This is a genomic window from Phaeodactylibacter luteus, assembly GCF_007993045.1.
In the GTDB taxonomy this organism is placed as follows: Bacteria; Bacteroidota; Bacteroidia; order Chitinophagales; family Saprospiraceae; genus Phaeodactylibacter; species Phaeodactylibacter luteus.
The window spans coordinates 61,238-79,456 of sequence record NZ_VOOR01000028.1; the positions used below are offsets into that span (position 1 = coordinate 61,238).

12 protein-coding genes are annotated in these 18,219 nt (G+C 53.0%); 9 read left to right on the forward strand and 3 right to left on the reverse strand.

Going from position 1 to position 18,219, the window contains the following annotated elements; all coding sequences use genetic code 11:
* Positions 1 to 59 precede the first annotated feature (59 nt).
* The 5 genes from coaBC to FRY97_RS13700 all read left to right on the forward strand — a co-directional run bounded on the left by coaBC (position 60) and on the right by FRY97_RS13700 (position 6,555).
* Entirely contained in the window at positions 60 to 1,271 is a 1,212-nt protein-coding gene (gene coaBC / locus FRY97_RS13680) for a bifunctional phosphopantothenoylcysteine decarboxylase/phosphopantothenate--cysteine ligase CoaBC (protein WP_147168111.1), read from the forward strand.
* Between the two features lie 77 nt (positions 1,272 to 1,348).
* Positions 1,349 to 2,272: a type IX secretion system protein PorD gene (gene porD, locus FRY97_RS13685; protein ID WP_147168112.1), complete on the forward strand. Its 924-nt coding sequence runs from the start codon at positions 1,349 to 1,351 to the stop codon at positions 2,270 to 2,272.
* A gap of 52 nt (positions 2,273 to 2,324) precedes the next feature.
* On the forward strand, positions 2,325 to 3,920 hold the full coding sequence (locus FRY97_RS13690; RefSeq protein WP_147168113.1) for a hypothetical protein: 1,596 nt from the start codon (positions 2,325 to 2,327) through the stop codon (positions 3,918 to 3,920).
* A 14-nt stretch (positions 3,921 to 3,934) separates the two neighbouring features.
* Positions 3,935 to 4,510, forward strand: coding sequence for a phosphoribosylglycinamide formyltransferase (gene purN / locus FRY97_RS13695; RefSeq protein ID WP_147168114.1), 576 nt, complete (start codon positions 3,935 to 3,937; stop codon positions 4,508 to 4,510).
* A gap of 11 nt (positions 4,511 to 4,521) precedes the next feature.
* Positions 4,522 to 6,555 carry a PD40 domain-containing protein gene (locus FRY97_RS13700; protein ID WP_147168115.1) on the forward strand — a complete coding sequence of 678 codons (2,034 nt, stop codon included), beginning with the start codon at positions 4,522 to 4,524 and terminating at the stop codon, positions 6,553 to 6,555.
* A gap of 94 nt (positions 6,556 to 6,649) precedes the next feature.
* Here FRY97_RS13700 and FRY97_RS13705 read toward each other — a convergent pair whose 3' ends face one another.
* The 3 genes from FRY97_RS13705 to FRY97_RS13715 all read right to left on the reverse strand — a co-directional run bounded on the left by FRY97_RS13705 (position 6,650) and on the right by FRY97_RS13715 (position 11,127).
* A complete protein-coding gene (locus tag FRY97_RS13705; RefSeq protein WP_147168116.1) occupies positions 6,650 to 7,594 on the reverse strand; it encodes a 1-aminocyclopropane-1-carboxylate deaminase/D-cysteine desulfhydrase in 945 nt (314 codons plus the stop codon).
* 93 nt (positions 7,595 to 7,687) lie between these two features.
* Positions 7,688 to 9,622 (reverse strand): caspase family protein, encoded by a 1,935-nt coding sequence (locus FRY97_RS13710; RefSeq protein WP_170254643.1) that lies wholly within the window; start codon positions 9,620 to 9,622, stop codon positions 7,688 to 7,690.
* Between the two features lie 530 nt (positions 9,623 to 10,152).
* A complete protein-coding gene (locus FRY97_RS13715; protein ID WP_170254644.1) occupies positions 10,153 to 11,127 on the reverse strand; it encodes a hypothetical protein in 975 nt (324 codons plus the stop codon).
* Between FRY97_RS13715 and FRY97_RS13720 the strand changes: the two genes are divergently transcribed.
* The 4 genes from FRY97_RS13720 to FRY97_RS13735 form a co-directional block, all read left to right on the forward strand.
* On the forward strand, positions 11,112 to 11,357 hold the full coding sequence (locus tag FRY97_RS13720) for a hypothetical protein (protein ID WP_147168119.1): 246 nt from the start codon (positions 11,112 to 11,114) through the stop codon (positions 11,355 to 11,357). The two genes, FRY97_RS13715 and FRY97_RS13720, sit on opposite strands and share 16 nt — an antisense overlap.
* 623 nt (positions 11,358 to 11,980) lie before the next feature.
* The gene (locus tag FRY97_RS13725) at positions 11,981 to 13,036 is read left to right on the forward strand and encodes a PorP/SprF family type IX secretion system membrane protein (RefSeq protein ID WP_170254645.1); all 1,056 of its coding nucleotides are present in this window, start codon (positions 11,981 to 11,983) and stop codon (positions 13,034 to 13,036) included.
* A gap of 119 nt (positions 13,037 to 13,155) precedes the next feature.
* The gene (locus FRY97_RS13730) at positions 13,156 to 15,819 is read left to right on the forward strand and encodes a TolB-like translocation protein (protein ID WP_147168121.1); all 2,664 of its coding nucleotides are present in this window, start codon (positions 13,156 to 13,158) and stop codon (positions 15,817 to 15,819) included.
* The coding region (locus FRY97_RS13735; RefSeq protein ID WP_147168122.1) for a hypothetical protein at positions 15,816 to 18,219 on the forward strand (2,404 nt) is incomplete at its 3' end. The genes FRY97_RS13730 and FRY97_RS13735, both read left to right, overlap by 4 nt.

The window sequence follows — 18,219 nt, forward strand, 5'->3', positions numbered from 1 at the left end:
CTTCGGGGCTTCCCTGCTTGTAGCGCGGGGTATCTTTGTGGGCTGGAAAAAGGAAAGGTATGAGTTCATCACTGTCGGGCAAGAAGCTGTTATTGGGGGTATCTGGGAGCATAGCTGCCTACAAAGCCGCTGCACTGGCGCGCCTGTTGGTCAAGGCAGGGGCTGAAGTACAGGCCCTCATGACCGGTGCAGCTACTGGCTTTATCACCCCGCTTACGCTTTCTACCCTTACACACCGGGCTGTACACACACAGGTGTCATCTGGCGAAAGCTGGAACAACCACGTGGAGATGGGGCTCTGGGCTGATGCTATGGTCGTCGCCCCTCTGACTGCGACAACGCTAGCTAAGCTGGCATATGGCATTTGCGACAACATCATCGCGGCTGCTTATCTTTCTGCACGCTGCCCGGTATTCTTTGCTCCAGCTATGGACTTGGACATGTGGGCCCACCCTGCTACACAGGAGAATGTCGCCCGCCTGCAGCAGTTTGGCAATCACCTGATCCCTGTGGGCCACGGTGAGCTGGCCAGCGGCCTGGTAGGCGCGGGCCGGATGGCAGAGCCGGAGGAGATTGTGTCCCACCTAGAACAGTTTTTTCAAACCGGGCAGCTCTTGTCTGGCAGGCGGGTCTTGGTCACAGCAGGCCCTACCTTTGAGCCAATCGACCCGGTCCGCTTCATCGGCAACCGCTCAAGCGGTAAAATGGGGATTGCCATCGCAGATGCCCTTGCCCGTAAAGGGGCAGCGGTAGAGTTGGTCCTTGGCCCTACCAGCTTGAAGCCCAACGCAGGGCAGGTACGGTTGACTAAGGTGCAGACCGCAAGGGAAATGTACCACGCGGCTACTGCGCTTTTCCCCAATATGGACGCTGCCATTCTGGCGGCAGCGGTTGCGGATTACCGCCCAGCAGAGGCTGCTCAACAGAAGATCAAGAAAAAAGGCGACAGTATGGCCTTGGACCTGGTCAAAAACCCGGACATTGCACAAGCTCTCGGGCAGATGAAGAAGAGCGGCCAAGTGATCATTGGCTTTGCCCTAGAGACCGAGCGTGCCTTAGAGCATGGGGCGGGCAAGCTGAAGGCCAAAAATATGGACCTGATCGTCGTCAACTCCCTGGCTGATGAGGGGGCTGGCTTCAACCACGATACGAATAAGGTCACCTTCCTCGGGGCAGGCAATAAGCCCCGTGAATTTGAGTTAAAGTCTAAAGCTGCAGTAGCAGAAGATATCGTTGCTGCCCTTGCTGAGCTGCTGCCTCAGCGCCGCTGAGCGCACTGGCCAGCTTTCATCTTTCATACCCTGCCCCACACCTATTATATAGGGCAGAACCATAAAAACTGGTGGATATGTACATGCCATTGCCACAGATCATACGGAAAGGGCTTTTCGCCTTGGCGCTTTTGGGCATCACGCCCCTTGCTAATGCACAAGAACTGGAAGTCAATGTAACCGTGAACACCCAAAAGCTGCAGCAGACCGACCCCAAGGTGTTCGAAACCCTCAGCGCTGCTGTGAGGGAGTTTATGAACAACCAAAAATGGACCGAAGACGCTTTTGAACAGGAAGAGCGCATACAGGCCAATGTGCTGATTACCATACAGGAAGAGATCTCTCAGGTCGTGTACAAGGCAGATATAGCTGTGCAAGCCTCCCGCCCAGTGTATGGTTCGGACTACGAGACGCCACTCATCAACTACATCGACAAAGGGGTCGTATTCAGTTATGAGCCGTTTCAGCCGATTCAGTTCAGCCGCAACCGTTTCAATGACAACTTGTCTTCGGCCCTGGCTTTCTATGCCTATATCATATTGGGGCTCGACTACGACAGCTTTTCCCTTTATGGGGGGGAGCCACACTTCCAGGCAGCCTTCGACATCGTCAACAGCATTCCCGAATCGGCTGCTGCAGCAAGCCCCGGTTGGCGGGCGGTAGATGGAGACCCCAGCCGGTACTACCTGATCGAGAACCTGACCGCTGCGCGTGTGCGGCCGTTGCGCCAAGCTTGGTATGAATACCACCGGCAAGGGCTCGATATGGCAGCTAGTGATGTAGGCACTTGCCGTGCAATCATTGCTGCTTCGATGGAACAGGTGCGGGAAGTCAACCAAGCTTACCCCAATGCCATGATCATTCAGATTTTTTCGGATACGAAAGCGGACGAGGTGATGGAGATTTTTAAAAACGGGACGCCTCAGGAAAAGAATACCGTGGTGCAGGTCATGACGCGCATCGATGCCTCCAATGCTTCTAAATACCGTGCGCTCAAGTAAGGAGGGCAAAAGGCGCATTCCGGTAAGGGATTAGGAAAAACAGAATCAGAAGATGAATAGGTCAACTCGCCAAATGCTATGCTTGCTCTTGCTGACAGCAGCAACGGTAGTACCTCTGCTGGCTCAGCGAGACGGTGTGCCCGGTGTGGTACAGTGGGGGGAGTCTAATGTGGAACCCTCCGGCTCCCGGATTACAAAAGTGATTGATGCAGGCAGGGATGCTTACTTTGTCCTCCGGGAAAAAGAAGGAGGGGCACTTTCATACCCTAAAGTTTATGTAGAAGAATATTCGGGCCGCCAACAGCTGAGGCGGTCACAGGAGCTCGACCTTAAATACAAAGGGAAGCGCCGGGTATTTGAAGATGTAATCAAGATAGGAGGGCAGCTGTATTTCTTTACCAGTTTTAACAATCAGGCACAGGAGAAAAACTACCTCTTTTACCAAACCCTCAACAAGCGGCTGCTGCCTTCCCGGGACTTGACCAAGATTGCCGAAATACCTGAAGCCAATAAGGCCCGCCCTGGGGCATTCAATATTGTGCAGTCTTCAGACAGCTCAAAGGTTTTGATTTACAGCCAGCTGGACAGTAAGCGGAAGGAGCCCGAGCAGTTTTCTCTTCAGGTGTTTGACGACAAACTGGAACGCTTGTGGAGGCGCAACATCACCTTGCCCTACAATGAGGAGCAGTTTGGTATTGAAGATTACCGCATTGACGAAGACGGCAACGTCTTTCTGTTGGGGGTGAAGTACCTCGACGGGGTAAGGGAACGGCGCCGGGGGCTGCCCAATTATCAGTATGTGATCCTGGCTTACACCAATCAGGGCGAAGAAAAGAAGGAGTATCGTATTGCGCTCGATGGCCGTTTCATTACGGACCTTACCTTCCGTATCGGCAATGATGGCAACTTAGTCTGTGCCGGGTTCTTTTCAGACAAAGGCACCTACAGCATCAAAGGCACTTGTTTCTTCAAAGTTGATGCAACTACCCAAGAAGTATACAACATCAACCTCAAGGAGTTCGACTTCGAGTTCCGGGCAGCCCTTATGGGCAATGGGGAGTTCCGCCGGGCAGAACGGGCGGAAGCGAATGGCGATGTCTCCCGTCAGGCAGAGCTTTCCCGCTTTGCCCTCGATGAGCTGATCTTGCGCAGCGATGGCGGGGCTGTGCTGGTGGCCGAACAGTTTTATGTGTACGAGCGTACCTACCGGTATTGGGATGGCACTTTGCGCTTTGATTACTTTTACAACTACAATGATATCATTGTGGTCAATATCAGGCCAGACGGCTCCATTGAATGGTCGGCCAGGATACCCAAACGGCAGGAGACCCTCAATGACGGGGGCTACTATTCTTCTTATGCAATGGCCGTAGTGCGCGACCGGCTGTACTTTATTTTTAATGACAACAGCCGCAACTTCGAACGCGACGGCAGCAACCGTCTATACAATTACAACGGCAGGAATTCCATCATCACTCTGGCAGAGGTCGCAAAAGGCGGAAGCGTGGAGATGTACCCGCTTTTCGACAACCGGGAAGCAGGCATCATTACCCGGCCCAAAATCTGCAAGCAGGTGGGCAGTCGGCGCATGATGGTGTACGGAGAGCAGGGCCGGAGCTACCGGTTCGGTTTGTTGGAGTTTCGCTAAACCTTACCGCCGCTATGGAAAATCTGGCTATTTTTGCTTCCGGTACAGGGAGCAACGCAAAAAAAATAATCGAATATTTTGAAGGGCATCCGAATATCCGCCCCCGCCTTATCGTTTCCAATAACGCATCCGCCCCTGTACTTGCCCTGGCTGAATCGCATGGCCTGGGGCAGCTAGTCCTCAAACGGGCCAGCTTCTATGGGAGCGAAGCGCTGTTGGAGGAGCTCAAAGCGCACAAGATCACCTTTGTGGTGCTGGCCGGCTTTTTATGGCTGGTGCCGCCTTATCTGGTGGGCGCTTATAAAAGCCGGATGGTCAATATCCACCCGGCGCTGCTGCCTAAATTTGGCGGCCAAGGGATGTACGGCATGAATGTGCACAGAGCGGTTAAAGCGGCCGGCGAGCAGGAAACCGGTATGACCGTCCATCTGGTCAATGAAGCTTATGATGAGGGCGCGGTCTTGTTCCAGGCCAGTTGTCCCATCGCTGAGACAGACACACCGGAAGATATTGCCCGTAAAGTACTGGCCTTGGAGCATCAGTATTTTGCTCCTGCCATCGAATCATATTTGCAGAATAAATCCTCATAATTTTGATAAGAATGATCCGCAACCTTTTGTTCATCCTTGCCGCCCTGGCCATCCTGGCCCCATCGGCAGAGGCCCAAAGCTGGCGAAAGCTCAAGAAAGAAGCCGAAGCGGCATACGAGCGTGGAGAATGGCTGACTGCCGCGCAAACTTACGATGAGGCTTTTCGCAAAAAGCGGAAAAAAGAAGACCTGACTTTCCAGGCGGGCGAAATATATTTTACCCTCCGGGATTACCGGAATGCAGCAGAGGCTTACCGCCCCATCAAGGATAAGAACGATGAGTTCCCGCTCGTGGGGCTCAAATATGCCCGTTGCCTCAAACAGGATGGGCAGTATGACCGTGCTATCCAAGAGTTTGAAACCTTTATGCAGGGCTATACCGGCGATACGCGCGAAATCCTGGAAGAAATCATCCGGGTAGAGATTGCTGGCTGCCGGCTGGGCATGGAAGCCCCTGCACGGGCCAACCGCGACCTGGAGGTGCTCTTGCCGGGCGAAGGCATCAACTCTGACAAGCAGGAGTTTGCCCCTTTTCCCATTACCGACGATGAGCTCTATTTTTCTAGTACAGTCAATGGCTCTGCCAAAATCCTCGTATCCAAAAGGGACGGCAACCAATGGGGAAAAGGGGAAACGCCCCGTAATTTCCCGCTCATCCAAAACGGCCATTTCTGCAACGCAGCCATGGCCCCAGATGGCAACCGCATCTACTTTACCGTTTGCAATGATGAAGAGCCGGTGTGGAATGATGTGAAAACGCGGTGCGAAATTTTTGTGACCAAGCGGGTTGGCGCACAGTGGTCGCAGCCAGAGCGTTTGCCAGACTACATCAATACTGCTGGGGTGGTCGCAACCCACCCTTTTGTAGTGCATCAGCGAGGGCAGGAGATGCTTTATTTTTCCTCCAACCGGGAAGGTGGCCGCGGAGGGATGGATATCTGGTTTGCTTCCCGTGATCTCGGCTTGGATGACAACGACTTCAGCTTCCCGATCAACCTGGGGCCTGTCGTCAATACCTTGGGAGATGAAATCACACCCTTCTACAACCGGGAAGATCAAGTGCTGTATTTCTCTTCCAACGGGCACGTCTCCATTGGCGGTTTCGACGTTTTCAAGGCCAATGGGGATGAAGTAAGCTGGTCACAGCCCGAAAATATGGGCATGCCAGTCAACTCCAGTGCAGATGATTACTTTTTTGCGCTCAACCCTTCCCGCAAAGGGGGCTTTCTGACATCCAACCGGGTATTTGCAGGCAACAAAATCGTGACGACCAACGAAGATATTTTTGAGTTTGCCAAAGGCGGCCGCCGTATGATCGTCAAAGGCAATGTATATGACCGGGGCTCCGGCAACCCCATTGGGGCCATCACTGTCCGCCTTTATGAGGTGATGAACGACGGCCGGGAGGCCGAGCTGAGGTCGGAGCGCTTTTCGGATGGCCGCTACTCCTTTGATATCTTGCCTAATCGGCAATTCCGGGTAGAGGTAGAGGCCTATGGCTATCAGACAGAAGGCTATGCTTTTAGCTCAGACAACCCGGAGGTTTTTGCTTATGGGCAGCCGACTTTCTTGCAGCAGGAAGGTGCTCCTGCGACTGTGCCTGACCCACCGGCTGAGCCAGAAGTGCCGGGGCGCAATCTTCCAACGGCCCCTGCCGAGCCTGCCGAGCCAACGGCCCCCGTCATCAGTCAGCCAACGGTGCCGGCCAACCCTCCGGCCCCCAATACACCGTATGTGACGACAAGCCGAGACCCCAACGACAACAACGAGTACCAGACTTCTGCGACACGCCACAGCGGCACCTATTATAAAGTGCAGCTTGCTGCAGTAGGGGCATTTTCACCAGAGCGGTTTAGCAATGTAGCAGATCTGGGGGAGGTGCAAACCGAGCTGATTTTGGCACGCAGCCTCAACCGGGTGATGCTGGCCGATTTCTTCACCTTGGAGGATGCCCGCCGGGTACTTGCCACTGTCAAGAGCAGGGGGTACGAAGGGGCTTACCTTATCGAATATATTGATGGCGACCGCTATGGAAGGGTGCGCTAGGCAAAGGCTTGCCGAATAGGCGCAGCTACAGCGGAAAATAAAAAATGGGTGCCGGGCCCTGCGAAAGCAAGGCCCGGCATTCACTATGGTGCGCCTAAAAATGAAAAACGGGGCCCAACCGCTCTTGAAAGCCCTGAAGCCCTTGTAGCCCCCCACTGTGTAGGGCAAGCAGAGTGCTCCCCCTTGGGAAATAGCCAGTCCGGGCAAGTTGCTCTATACCGTAAAATAGCTTTCCGGTATAGACGGGGTCAAGTGGTATACCGTATTGGTCGTAAAAGGTGTTGATGTAGTGCACCAGGCTGGGCGGGCATTTGGCATAGCCGCCAAAGTGGAAGCTGTTTTCCATAGCCCATCGCCCATCGAGCGCTTCTCCTTTTGCCTTCAGCAGCTGCCTTACATCCTCTGCGAGGAAGCTGCCTTTTAGGGCAGAGAACCCAATTGCTTTCCCTTGTTGCCCTTCGATGCCGAGCACCAGCCCGGCCAATGTGCCGCCTGTGCCTGCACTGCACAGCCAATAGTCAGGGGCAGTGCCCAGCTGTGCAGTAGTTTCCGGGATGATTTCGGCACACCCCTTCAGGGCTAGGTCGTTGGTGCCCCCTTCGGGCAGTTCGAAATAAGCGCCATAGTTGTCTTTGAGCTCGGACCGCAAAGCAGGGCTATCTTTCTGCCGGAAAGCCGAACGGGAGATAAAGTGCAGCTGCATACCGCAGGCGGCTGCGAAGCGCAGCGTTGCGCCCATGCGTGGTGGCGCCTCGCCCCGGATAACCCCTATGGTTGCAAACCGGAAAGCCTGGCCCGCAGCTGCCACTGCAGCAATGTGGTTAGAGTATGCCCCGCCGTAGGTGAGCAGCTGATGATGCCCACCTTGCCGTGCTGCTCGAAGGTTGTATTTGAGCTTCCGCCATTTGTTGCCGCACAGCGCGTTGCCCGGCCCGGCCTGGAGGAGGTCATCTCTTTTGACCAATAGCTGAATACCTGCTTGGTCTGCCCATGAAGCCTGAATGCGCTCTACCGGGCTTGGGGGGGGAGTGTCCAGCATATTGCAGGGGTGGAGAAAGGCCCCGCCTTTTAACCGTTACAGGCCAAAAGGCGGAGCCAGGGATGAAAAGATGGTTTGGCAAGTGGCAGCGTGCTACCAGACTGCTACGGGCATTTTACGGTCGTAAGTCCCTTCTATCAGCGGCGATTGTTTGTATTCGGTATAATCTTGCACGTTATAGCTGACAAAGTCAAAGAGCTCAGAGATGTCTACGAAGTGGTCCTGATTTACATCTGCCTCACCTTTCAGCCCACGCATGAGGAAATGAGTGAAGACACCTTGGCGCAGCCCTTTGGATTCGAGCGAAGTCTCATCTGATTTGGAAGACATGATGAGGGCAGTGCCCGGTGCTGCTTCCGACAAGCGGTCGTAAAAATCCTGTGTTTTTTGGCTGGGCTCACCACCTTTGGACGCGAACATAGCTCCAGCATAGCAGGCATCTGCAATACAAAGCTTGTATTTTGCAGGGCTGCGGTCGAGCAAGCCGATGATTTCTTCGTGGTAAAGTTTGTTCTGCCCATTGTAGTAGTCGTAGGGCAGGAAGGCATCCTGCTGCCCATGCCCAGAATAGTACAGCATGATGAGGTCTTCGGGGCCTGCCTGCTCAAAGACAGCGCGCATGGTCCGCTTGATGTTGTGCAAGGTAGCATCCTCATCTATAAGGATGCGGATGTGGTCGTCATCCAGTGCTCCGCCCTGCGGGCTTTTCAGGAAGGCGTACATTTTGTAGGCATCGTCGTCCGTATACTTTAGCGATCTTATGCTGAGTGCCTTGGAGTAATCGGAGACGCCAATAATGACTGCATAAACTTCAAGGTTGTTTTTCTTCTTGCGGCTGTTGGTGGCTTGGCTAGGCTCTTTCCGAAGCGTAGGGGAGAGCCCTGGCTCCAATTCCCCTTTGACCCATTCTCCGGAGTATTGTTTGCCGGTGGCGGCAAACAGCGTCCCGTAGCCATACAGGAACCCATTTTTCATTTCCCCTTCATAGCGGTCGCCGTTAGGGTAAATGATAGTGCCCCGGCCATGAGCATAGCCATTTTTGAACGTGCCCGTGTACTGCGACTTGTCATCGAAGATGTAAGTGCCAGAGCCATTTTCGCAATCCCCGTCAATACAGCCCGCCATGACTTCCTGCTTTTCAGCCCCAAGGAACTCCCCTTCGAACCACTGCCCGTTTTGCACGGAGTTGTTGGCCAAATACTTTACCCCCCTGCCATGAGGATTGCCGTTGGCAAAAGCCCCTTCATAGCGGTCGCCGTTAGGGAAGGCCATCACCCCATCTCCATGCGGCTTTGCATTCTTAAACTCGCCCCGGTAGTCCGTACGATCCATATACACAATGTGCCCTTCCCCATTGATGCAGTCTCCGGCAATGCAGCCAAACTTAACACGGGGCTGTTCCGGTGGGGTAGAGGTACAAGGCTGGGAAAGGACGCCCTGCCGCCATTGCCCAGAGCACTCTCTGCCGTCTGGGTAAGTCATGGTGCCCTGCCCGTGTGGCTGGTTGTTGCTCCATTCGCCCTCGTACTTAGAGCCGTTTTCAAAGTGGCACACCCCCGTGCCATGGACTTTGCCGTTGCGGAACCAGCCGGTATACATTTTATTGGGGTTGTAAACGTAGACGCCCCGCCCGTTCTCGCAGTCGCCAATAATGCAGCCAGTCGATTTCCGGTCGATATGCTCGACGCCGTCCCGGGCTACCAGCTCTTCAGATCGGGGCTCATTGCCGACGAATATGCCGTTTTCAAACCAGCCAGCCTGCATCTTCCCGGTGCTCAACAGCCTAGAGCCCTTGCCGTGGGGGAGGTTGTTTTTCCATTCGCCCTGGTACCGGCCACCACCGTTTGGCCAATAGCAGATGCCGATGCCTTCGTATTTGCCATTTTGGAACTGGCCTACGTATTTGATCCCATTCTCTAAAACCAGGATGCCTTCTCCGTTGTCGCAATTGCCTTGTATACAGCCGCTCTGGGCCGCAGAGGTGAAACCGGCAAGTGCAAGGATGATGAAGATGATGTAGTTTTTCATGATGTTCATTATTTGCATTGGGCAGAATATCCGTAAAGGTAAGCCCGATCTCCGGGCAAGTTGGCCGCACCTGCCGTTTTGGGCGGGGATACAGCTGTGTCTCCCCATGGCATGAGCCATAAAGGAAGGATAGTGTTTTGTGTTTATCATGAAATGCCGGTAATGCCTGAAGCTTCTGTGTTCGGGCTCACCGGCAGCTGTCTGCTGATGTGTATCCGGCTCTGCTTGCATCAGAGGAAGAGCCGCGGCTAGCATAACAAGGTATCAGACGTGATGGCTTGCGGTCATCGCGCTTACGAGGGGGGCACTGTATACCAGCAAAGTTAACCAAATGATCAGGTATTCGCACAGGTTAACTACAGAAAGGTTGGCCCAATATCAATCCTAACGTTAAACAGGCAGTATTTTATATATGTACCGATTTTTAAATTATACTATTTGTGATTTAAAAGCAAGTTTAGGGCAAAAAAAAGAAGGGGCAGGTACGAAACCTGCCCCTTCTTTTTGGCGTGAAAAACTAAAATCCGGCTTTAATAGCCCTGCTGAGCGGAAACGCCCGAGCGGCTGCTCACTGGCTCGCCAACAGAAGATACGTTGTTGCTGCCGGTAATATTGTTGAACATGACAGCCTTAGACTGCCCTCCGTTCGAAAAGTCATTGTAGACTACTGCTCCCCGGACCTTAGCCCGGTTATTCGAGAAGTTGCACTTGTGGATCATAGGGTTGACCTGACCGGCAAATGCACGGTTCACGATGCAGCCACCGTAGTCCGCTGTGTTGTATTCAAAACGGACGTTTTTGATCTGGCCAGTAGCGACAGCCCCCGTGCCTTTTGCACCGTTGAAGATAGCACCGCCATCCAGCTTAGCGGAATTGCTGATGAACTGGCAGAACTCGATAGTCGGTTCTGAGGAACCATTCTCAGCTATATTGTACAGCCCGGCTCCTTCGCGAGCATGGTTGTCAATGAATTTGCAATTCTTGATAACGGGAGAAGAAGTGCCATTCTGGGCAATATTGTACCATCCACCTCCGCAAGATTCGGGAGTGAAAACATCGCCTTCTGCCTGTACATTAGCTGTGCCGCCTGTGATGATGAACCCATCAACAACAGTAGCCGCGCTAACATTTTTGGTGAAAACCACCGTGTAGGCGTTATCATCTGGAGAAGGCGTACCGATTTCTCCGCTGAGGATAGTTTGATTGGCCTCAACATTACGCTCGGATACAGCAAGCTCCTGACCTGCAAAGCCACCGTATAGCTTTACACCATCCTTGATTTGAAAATACAGGCTACGATTGGTGCCTGAAGTGGTAAAATAGGTGCCGCGGGCTACCCAGATTTCATCGCCGTATACTGCGGCCTGAAGTGCCTGATGCAATGACCCAAGAGCAGATGCCCAAGAGGAGCCGTCGCCTTGCCCGCCTTGTTTTACGAAGTAGACCTTCGCCTGCGCCTGCCCGAAAGCGAGCGCCAAAATGAATAAAATTGTTAGTCGTTTCACGCCGTTTTGCTTTTCGAAGTTGGAAAAATCTTCAACTCGCCTGGGAAAGCAAGTTGATAGCAAAGGCAGTCAGCAAGGCAGCAGAGTTGGGAAGCTCTTTTGCACAGCCTGACGGCCAGAAGGCGTCAAACGAAGAACGAAACTTAGGAATTATTGGGAACAAGCCCTTTTGGCTTGTTTTAACAACCGAAGGGATTTGGGATACCTTGATTGCTTTAGCTAAGATATGACTTTTTTTATAATAGAACCAAGTTCAATTTAAAAAAAATCACATTTGAATATATTTTAATGTGAAAACATTGCATCCCCAATTAAGGGCCAGCAGTCTGGCTTTGTGAGGTTTGCGCCTAGCTCATGTCTGTTTAAGGCAAACTCCGTACCAAACTTTTGCTTTGATGCTCAGCCATCGGGAGCCGCTATCGGGCAGGATAGGGCACAATGGCGTTTTTTAGGCAGGTCGTCAGGGCGTAAAAATAAAAAAAATAGGAGGGTTTGGCTTTTTTTGGCCATAAAAAGAGACAAAACAGCCATTATTTACGTATTTAATGTAACGCGAGGCTACTTTCTGCGTATCAATAGCAGGTAGGAACAGTAGGCGCTATTTTTCCGTAGCTAAACGAGCAGCCTGCACTAGCCTTTCATGAGATCATAATTGCTTGCCAAAAAAACAGGTTGCACCCCTTCGGCCTATGCCTCGGCATTTGTCTGCCGGATGCACCGGGTTACTGACTACAAAACATTATATTGTGCAAGCAACCAGGTTTACAACAGCCTTCTACAGCAACATCTACTCTACACACGCTTCCCCCCGCGTAGGATACTCTAGTGTTCAAACAAGCAAAACTAATTGATTTTGAGAAAGATAATCTACACGGCAGTGTTGGTTTGTGGGGTGTTATGGTCGGTGAGTGGGCAGGACATTCACTACTCGCAATTCAGCTATGCACCTTCGACGACGAACCCTGCGCTTACTGGGATCTTCAGGGGCAAATTGCGAGCGGTCAGCAATTCCCGTCAGCAATGGCGTACAGTGCCGGTCAATTATTTGACCTTCTCTGCCAGTGCAGATGTAAAGCTGCCCAACAAGAATCAGAACCGGACAGGCTTTTGGGCCGTTGGCGGCAATTTCAATTATGACCGCGCCGGCTCGTTTGCGCTACAGAACACCAACCTCAACCTCTCCGTGTCTTACACGCAGCGGTTGGCGGAAAAGGTCTTCATCACTGCCGGTGCACAGCCCGGGCTTGCCCGCAGGGATTTCGACCTCAAGCCAGACCTGCTGTTCGATAGCCAATATGACCGCAGCCTCAGTGCTGGCAACCCTGCACTGCCGAACAATGAAAATTTTCAACAGAGCGGCAATACCTTCCCTGACTTCAGCGCGGGGCTCAACTTCCGGATACAGGATTTCAGCAACTGCGAAATCGTCAACACGCTGGACAACCGCTCTTGGATAGACCTTGGCGCGGGCCTGTTCCACCTGAACCGCCCGGACCAAGCTTTTGACGAAACAGACGAGGCCCGCCTGCCTGTGCGCATCAGCCCTTACATCATGGCCAACAAGCAGGTCAATGAGATAGCCGATGTGTTCCTCAACCTCAATTTTCAGTTCCAAGGGGTTTATAAGGAATGGCTGGCCAACGTAGGAGGGAGGGTTTACCTGGATAAAACGCCCGGTTATCAGGCTGCGCTCGAGCTGAGCTGTGGCTACCGCTTCAATGATCAGCTTGGCGATGTGGTGTACCCGTCAATCGGGCTGCAGTACGGTGATTTCTTCGGCAGCTTCTCCTACGATATCAATATTTCGGAGTTTAATGTAGCCACCCGCAACCGAGGAGGTTGGGAGTTCACCCTTCGGTATACCTTAGGCTCGATTTGCCTGGACAACTACTTCTGCCCGCTGCTTTAATCCTTATGCAACCCGTGCTAGTATGCCCCCCCGACTGTGAAACAACAAACCTGAATTCCCCAGCCTGATTTTTAGGAAGGGCTTTGTCTTTCAAGGCCCACTCCGCTAAAGCAAAGCATATGAAAGGTATTTTATGGACCATAGCGATACTCGCCTTCCTGCCCTTCTCGGGGGCTGCACAGTCTTTGGAAAAAGTACTGGAAGCAGGTGATAAGGCATTTGAAAGCCGGGATTACTACACGGCTTTCCGCTGCTATGAAACCGTTTTGCGCTACGATGATGACAAGTATAGCCGCCCGCAGCGTTTGCTGGCCTACCAATACGGCTTGGCTGCACAGCGGTTCAACTTCTTTTCCCGGGCCGATTCGGTATTTGCGAATTTGATGGTGCAATCTGAAGACCAGCAGCTCAAAGATTCCCTCTACGCCCGCACCGTTTTCTACCGGGCACAAGTACAGCTCGCAGAAGCAGAAACAGACGAAGATTATCAATTTGCGCGCTCCCTTTTTCAAATGTTGGCTGATGGGCTGGCTGCGGAAATTAGCGCCGATCCTCTTCTGCAAGACCGTTTTCAGGAAGCTGCAGAGGCCGGCATACGCAAGTGCGAGTATGGCCTTGATCAGGGCGGCTGGGTTAAGAAGGATACTTTATACCGCTACACGAACGAGCAGGTCAATTCGCCATATTCCGATCTGGCCCCTGTTATGAAAGGGGATTCCCTCTTCTTTTCCTCCCTGCGCTTTGCGCCTAAACCGGCACGGCAGCGCAAGCAGTCTACCACGTATTCAAAAAATTTGCTGGCTACCACACAGCCCAATGATACAATGGGGGTAGATACGCTGGTAGTGGAGCTGCCAGTTTCAGAGCGCTTCAACAGCAGTGAGCATTTTACGCTACATCATGCGGAAAGCAAAAACGGGAAGTGGCTGGTCTTTTCGACCTGCGAAGCCGGGACGGACTCCATCCGCTGCGATCTGTACAAGCGCCGTAAGCTAGAGGACGGCTCTTGGGGCAGCCCTGTACCGCTCAATGTGAACCAGCCTGCTGCAAATACGACTCAGCCTGCTCTGGCCTACGATTGTGCGACAGGGGGGCAATGGCTTTATTTCGCTTCCGACCGGGAGGGCTCCATGGGGGGCATGGATATTTGGAGGGCCCCTTTCGATGAAGAAACCGGTACAGCCGGGGCGGTGGAAAACTTGGGGGAGCCCGTGAACACGCCTTGGGATGAAGCCACGCCTTTCTTCCATAGCCTTTCGCAAATGCTCTATTTCAGTTCTGATGCGCCCCCGGGCTTTGGGCAGTACGACTTGTTCAGCGCCGTGTACCAAGATGGTGGGTGGGGTAAACCACAGAACCTTGGCGCGCCTTACAACACGGGGTTCAATGATATGTATTTCTTTTCTACCCCGGACGGCCGTTCCTTTATGCTGTCTTCAGACCGCCCCCGATCGGTGCGCTTTGATGAGCAGATAGAAGCCTGCTGCCAAGACATCTATGCCGGCCAGCGCAGTATTGCAAGGAGCCTGGAGATAGAACTCGTACAGTGCGTAGAGCGCCCAGCGGGCTATCGCCCTTCACTCCTAAGCGTCACCGATGTGTCTGACTGCCAAGCCCCTGTCTCCTTGCTTGATACCACTGCTCTGGGCGATTTGCGGCTTGGGTTCGAGGTGGAGCGCTTCCGCAAATACCGGGTACAAGCCATTAACGAAAGCTTGGGCTTAAGCATTGATACCCTGATCGACCTCAACGACCCGATGTATGATACGCTAGAGGTAGCCAACTTGGTGCTTGAGCTGCTCCCAGAATTTATTGAGCTTGAAGTTTCATCGGGCTTCGTCTTTAAGGGGCAGCTCCTTGAAGTGGGGGTGCCTGTGGTGGCAGATGCCAAGGGGGCGGCAGTGCAGCCGTACGCTGGAGATAAGGTGTTCCGCCTGGCCCGCGGCACTCAGTACAATATTGAAATACAGGTCGATTCTGCCCTTTCGGAAATAGCAGGTGTCGCTGCAGACCCGGTAAAGCTTTACCCGGCTACGCTTCAGGGGGTACGCTTCCCTCGCGAAGCCTGCCGGCAGGTTTGCCGAAGTGAAGTGGATATCCCGCTTAAAGCCGAGCGAAGGAAGCAAGCCTTGGTCTACTTCCATAATGACAAGCCCAACCGTGCCGGGCGCGTGGCAGGCGGGTTCCGGGGCTATACTAGTGTGACTGACCAAAAGCTGGAGGACGCCGTAGAGGACTATTTTGCGCTAAAGCCAGAGTACCTGGCCCGCACGCTCGATCCTGATGATGCAACCGGTGTGGAGCGTTTGTTCGAAAACGAAATCAAAGGTAGCCTTAGCGGATTGGATGACGTTGCAGCCGACCTGATGGGTACCGCTTTCAAGCTGGGCCCCGGGCAGGCCATCTCAGTAGAGATACAGGGGTATTGTAGTGGCCATGGTGCAAGCGTGTATAACGATAGCCTGGCCGTGCGCCGTATTCAGTGTATCAGAGAATATCTGGAAGCCCGAGAAGTAAATGGCGAACGCTTGGGCGATTACATGGGGCAGCCTGGCAGCGGTAAGCCCATTCAGATAACGCCAAAGCCTGTTGGAGAATCTACGGCCAGTAGCAACTACTCCGGGGCACGAGATGGGCGTTACAGCATAGGGGCTTTGTTGGACCGCCGCGTAGAGCTGCTTGTCATCTTGCCAGAGCAGGATGCACCTACATTATCAGTTTTTGATATTGGTGATGATTGTACCCAAAATAATAGTGCGAAGCCAAAAAATCCCGAGCAATGATCTTTAGACAAATGAACATATCAGCAACGTACAGTCTGTGGGCTACTCTTTTCTTGTCTGCCTTTCTGCCTTTACATCTTTCTGCAGGCAGCGGGTGGGCCTCCACCGCTCAAGATACCATACAACCTCCCTTTCCGGATTTTGTGTGCGACGTGGTCTGCCCGGAATTCCAAGCCAACTGGATAACAGTGGATGCCGACTGTGGGCAGAGCAATGGCCGGGCTGAGGTAATCCCCGTCGGTTTCCCTGAAGGGACATCCTTTACCTTCGTTTGGGAAGGGGGTGTTGCTAACGGACCTATTGCTGAAAACCTTGCTGCTGGCTTATATAAGGTTTCTATTTATATAGATCAGCTCGTTCAAGACCAATCCTTACGCAATTGTGCATTGGAGCTGGAGGTCATTGTGGGGAATAAACAGGGGCCTGATTTAACGGTGAACAGTGTACGTGCGGGCAGCTGCGAAAACTTTACTGGGAATGTCCGCCTCGGTATAGCAGGCGGGGCCCCGCCTTATTCTATCGATTATGGCTTCGGTAATGGAGGCACCCTCAGCACAGCAGGGGAATTTTCAGCCAACGGCCTGGTGCCCGGAGATTATACGTTTCTGGTGACCGATGCCAATGGCTGCCTCAGCGCGGTTCGGGCAACAGTGCCCGACGACGGTACTTCAGCTGGGGCCGTAACCCTCAATGGAGAGGTGCCTTCCGCCTGCGGCCTATCTGATGGCAGCCTTACGGTGACAATCAATGAAGGGCAGCCTCCTTATACTATTCGCCTCAACGACCTTTTAGAGGTCGAGTCTACAACCAATACCTACACGTTCCAAGGGCTTTCTTCCGGGCTTTATACAGTCGAAGTTACGTACAGCTTTTTTTGCACTGCAGTAGAGGCGATCGAACTAAATGTCAGCTGTCCTCCCTCTGTGCAGGGTTGGAGCAGCAACGATGCCAATTGTCCCGATGGCATTGGGTATTTATCCTACGACGGGAATGGCCTGGATAACGAATATTTTCAGGTGCGGCAGCTCTACTCGGGCTTTGTCATCGCTACCATCCCCGGCGATGAGGCAGCAGTCATTGAAGTTATGGCTGGCGATTACGAAATCAGAAGGGTTGGGCTGGAGGACGATTGTGTCTGTGAATTCCTGCTGACGGTCGAGCAGCCTGCCCCCTTGCAGGTGCAGCTTGAAGTGACGCCAGGGGCTTGTGAGCCTGGCAATATCACCCCTGCTGCCATTGTGGTAGACGTAGTCCAAGGTGGGACTGCACCATATACGCTTTTTGTAACAGATGAATCCGGGCAGCTTGTCGATGATCCTCAAGAACTGGCTGGCGGTACCTACACCGTCCGCATAGAAGATAGCAATGGCTGTAGCGTTGCCACTGAACTGGATATCCCGGCCCCAGGCATCGCAGGAGTGGGCATCCTCCAAGATACCCTTCGTATATGCCCTGGAGACGTAGTGCAGCCAAATGTACAAGGTGCAGACCTTTCCGGGCTGCAGTTCGAATGGGCCCCGGCCCAAGGCGTGAGCGATCCAACGATTGCGGAGCCGTTATTGTCTCCAGATGCAACAACAACTTATGTCTTAGTCATAACTGACCCTTCACAATCCGGAATCTGTGCAACGCTGACAGATACGCTAACCGTAATTGTAGCAGAGCCGCTCAACCTAGCTATCGAGGGCAATACCTTTCTATGTCAGCAGGAAGCAGCTGTCGTAACTGCATTTACAGATGTGGCTGCAACCTTTCAGTGGTTCCGAAATGGTGTCCTTGCCGAATCGGATAATGACAACACTTTCGAAGTGCTTCCATCGGAGTCAGAAGAAAACTTTAGTGTCATTGCCTTTAGCCAAGATGGGTGTTCGGACACGCTTAATTTCGAAATGGCTTTCCAGTTGGAGGAGCCTTTTACCCTAACGGCTTCTGCTTCAGACTCGGCAGTATGTGTCGGTGAAACTGTGCTGCTAAGCGCAAATGTTATCCCCTCAGGGCTGCCTACAGTATCTGTCGAATGGTATAATGAGCTGGGAGTGCTTATCGGCACTGGCCCTCAGGTTACAATCACACCGTCCGAAGGGGTTCAGATTTTCGAGGCAAGGGCGATAGGCCAATGCAATACGCTGAGCGAAACGGTCTCCGTGATTGCTTTCCCAGAAGGCAGGGTATCTATTCTGCCTGGAGAATCTGTAGTGGCTTGTACTCCACAGCCGGTCACCCTGAGTACCGAAAACAACTGGGATGGATTGCTCGTTTGGACAGACCTGGCTGGGCAGGTTATCGCCAACGCTGCTACACTTGAGGTCTTCCCGCTAGAAGGGGGGGGATCCTATATTGCTACCGTTCCCGCTTTGGACTGTATCACACCTGATACCGTCACTGTAACATTAGAAGAGC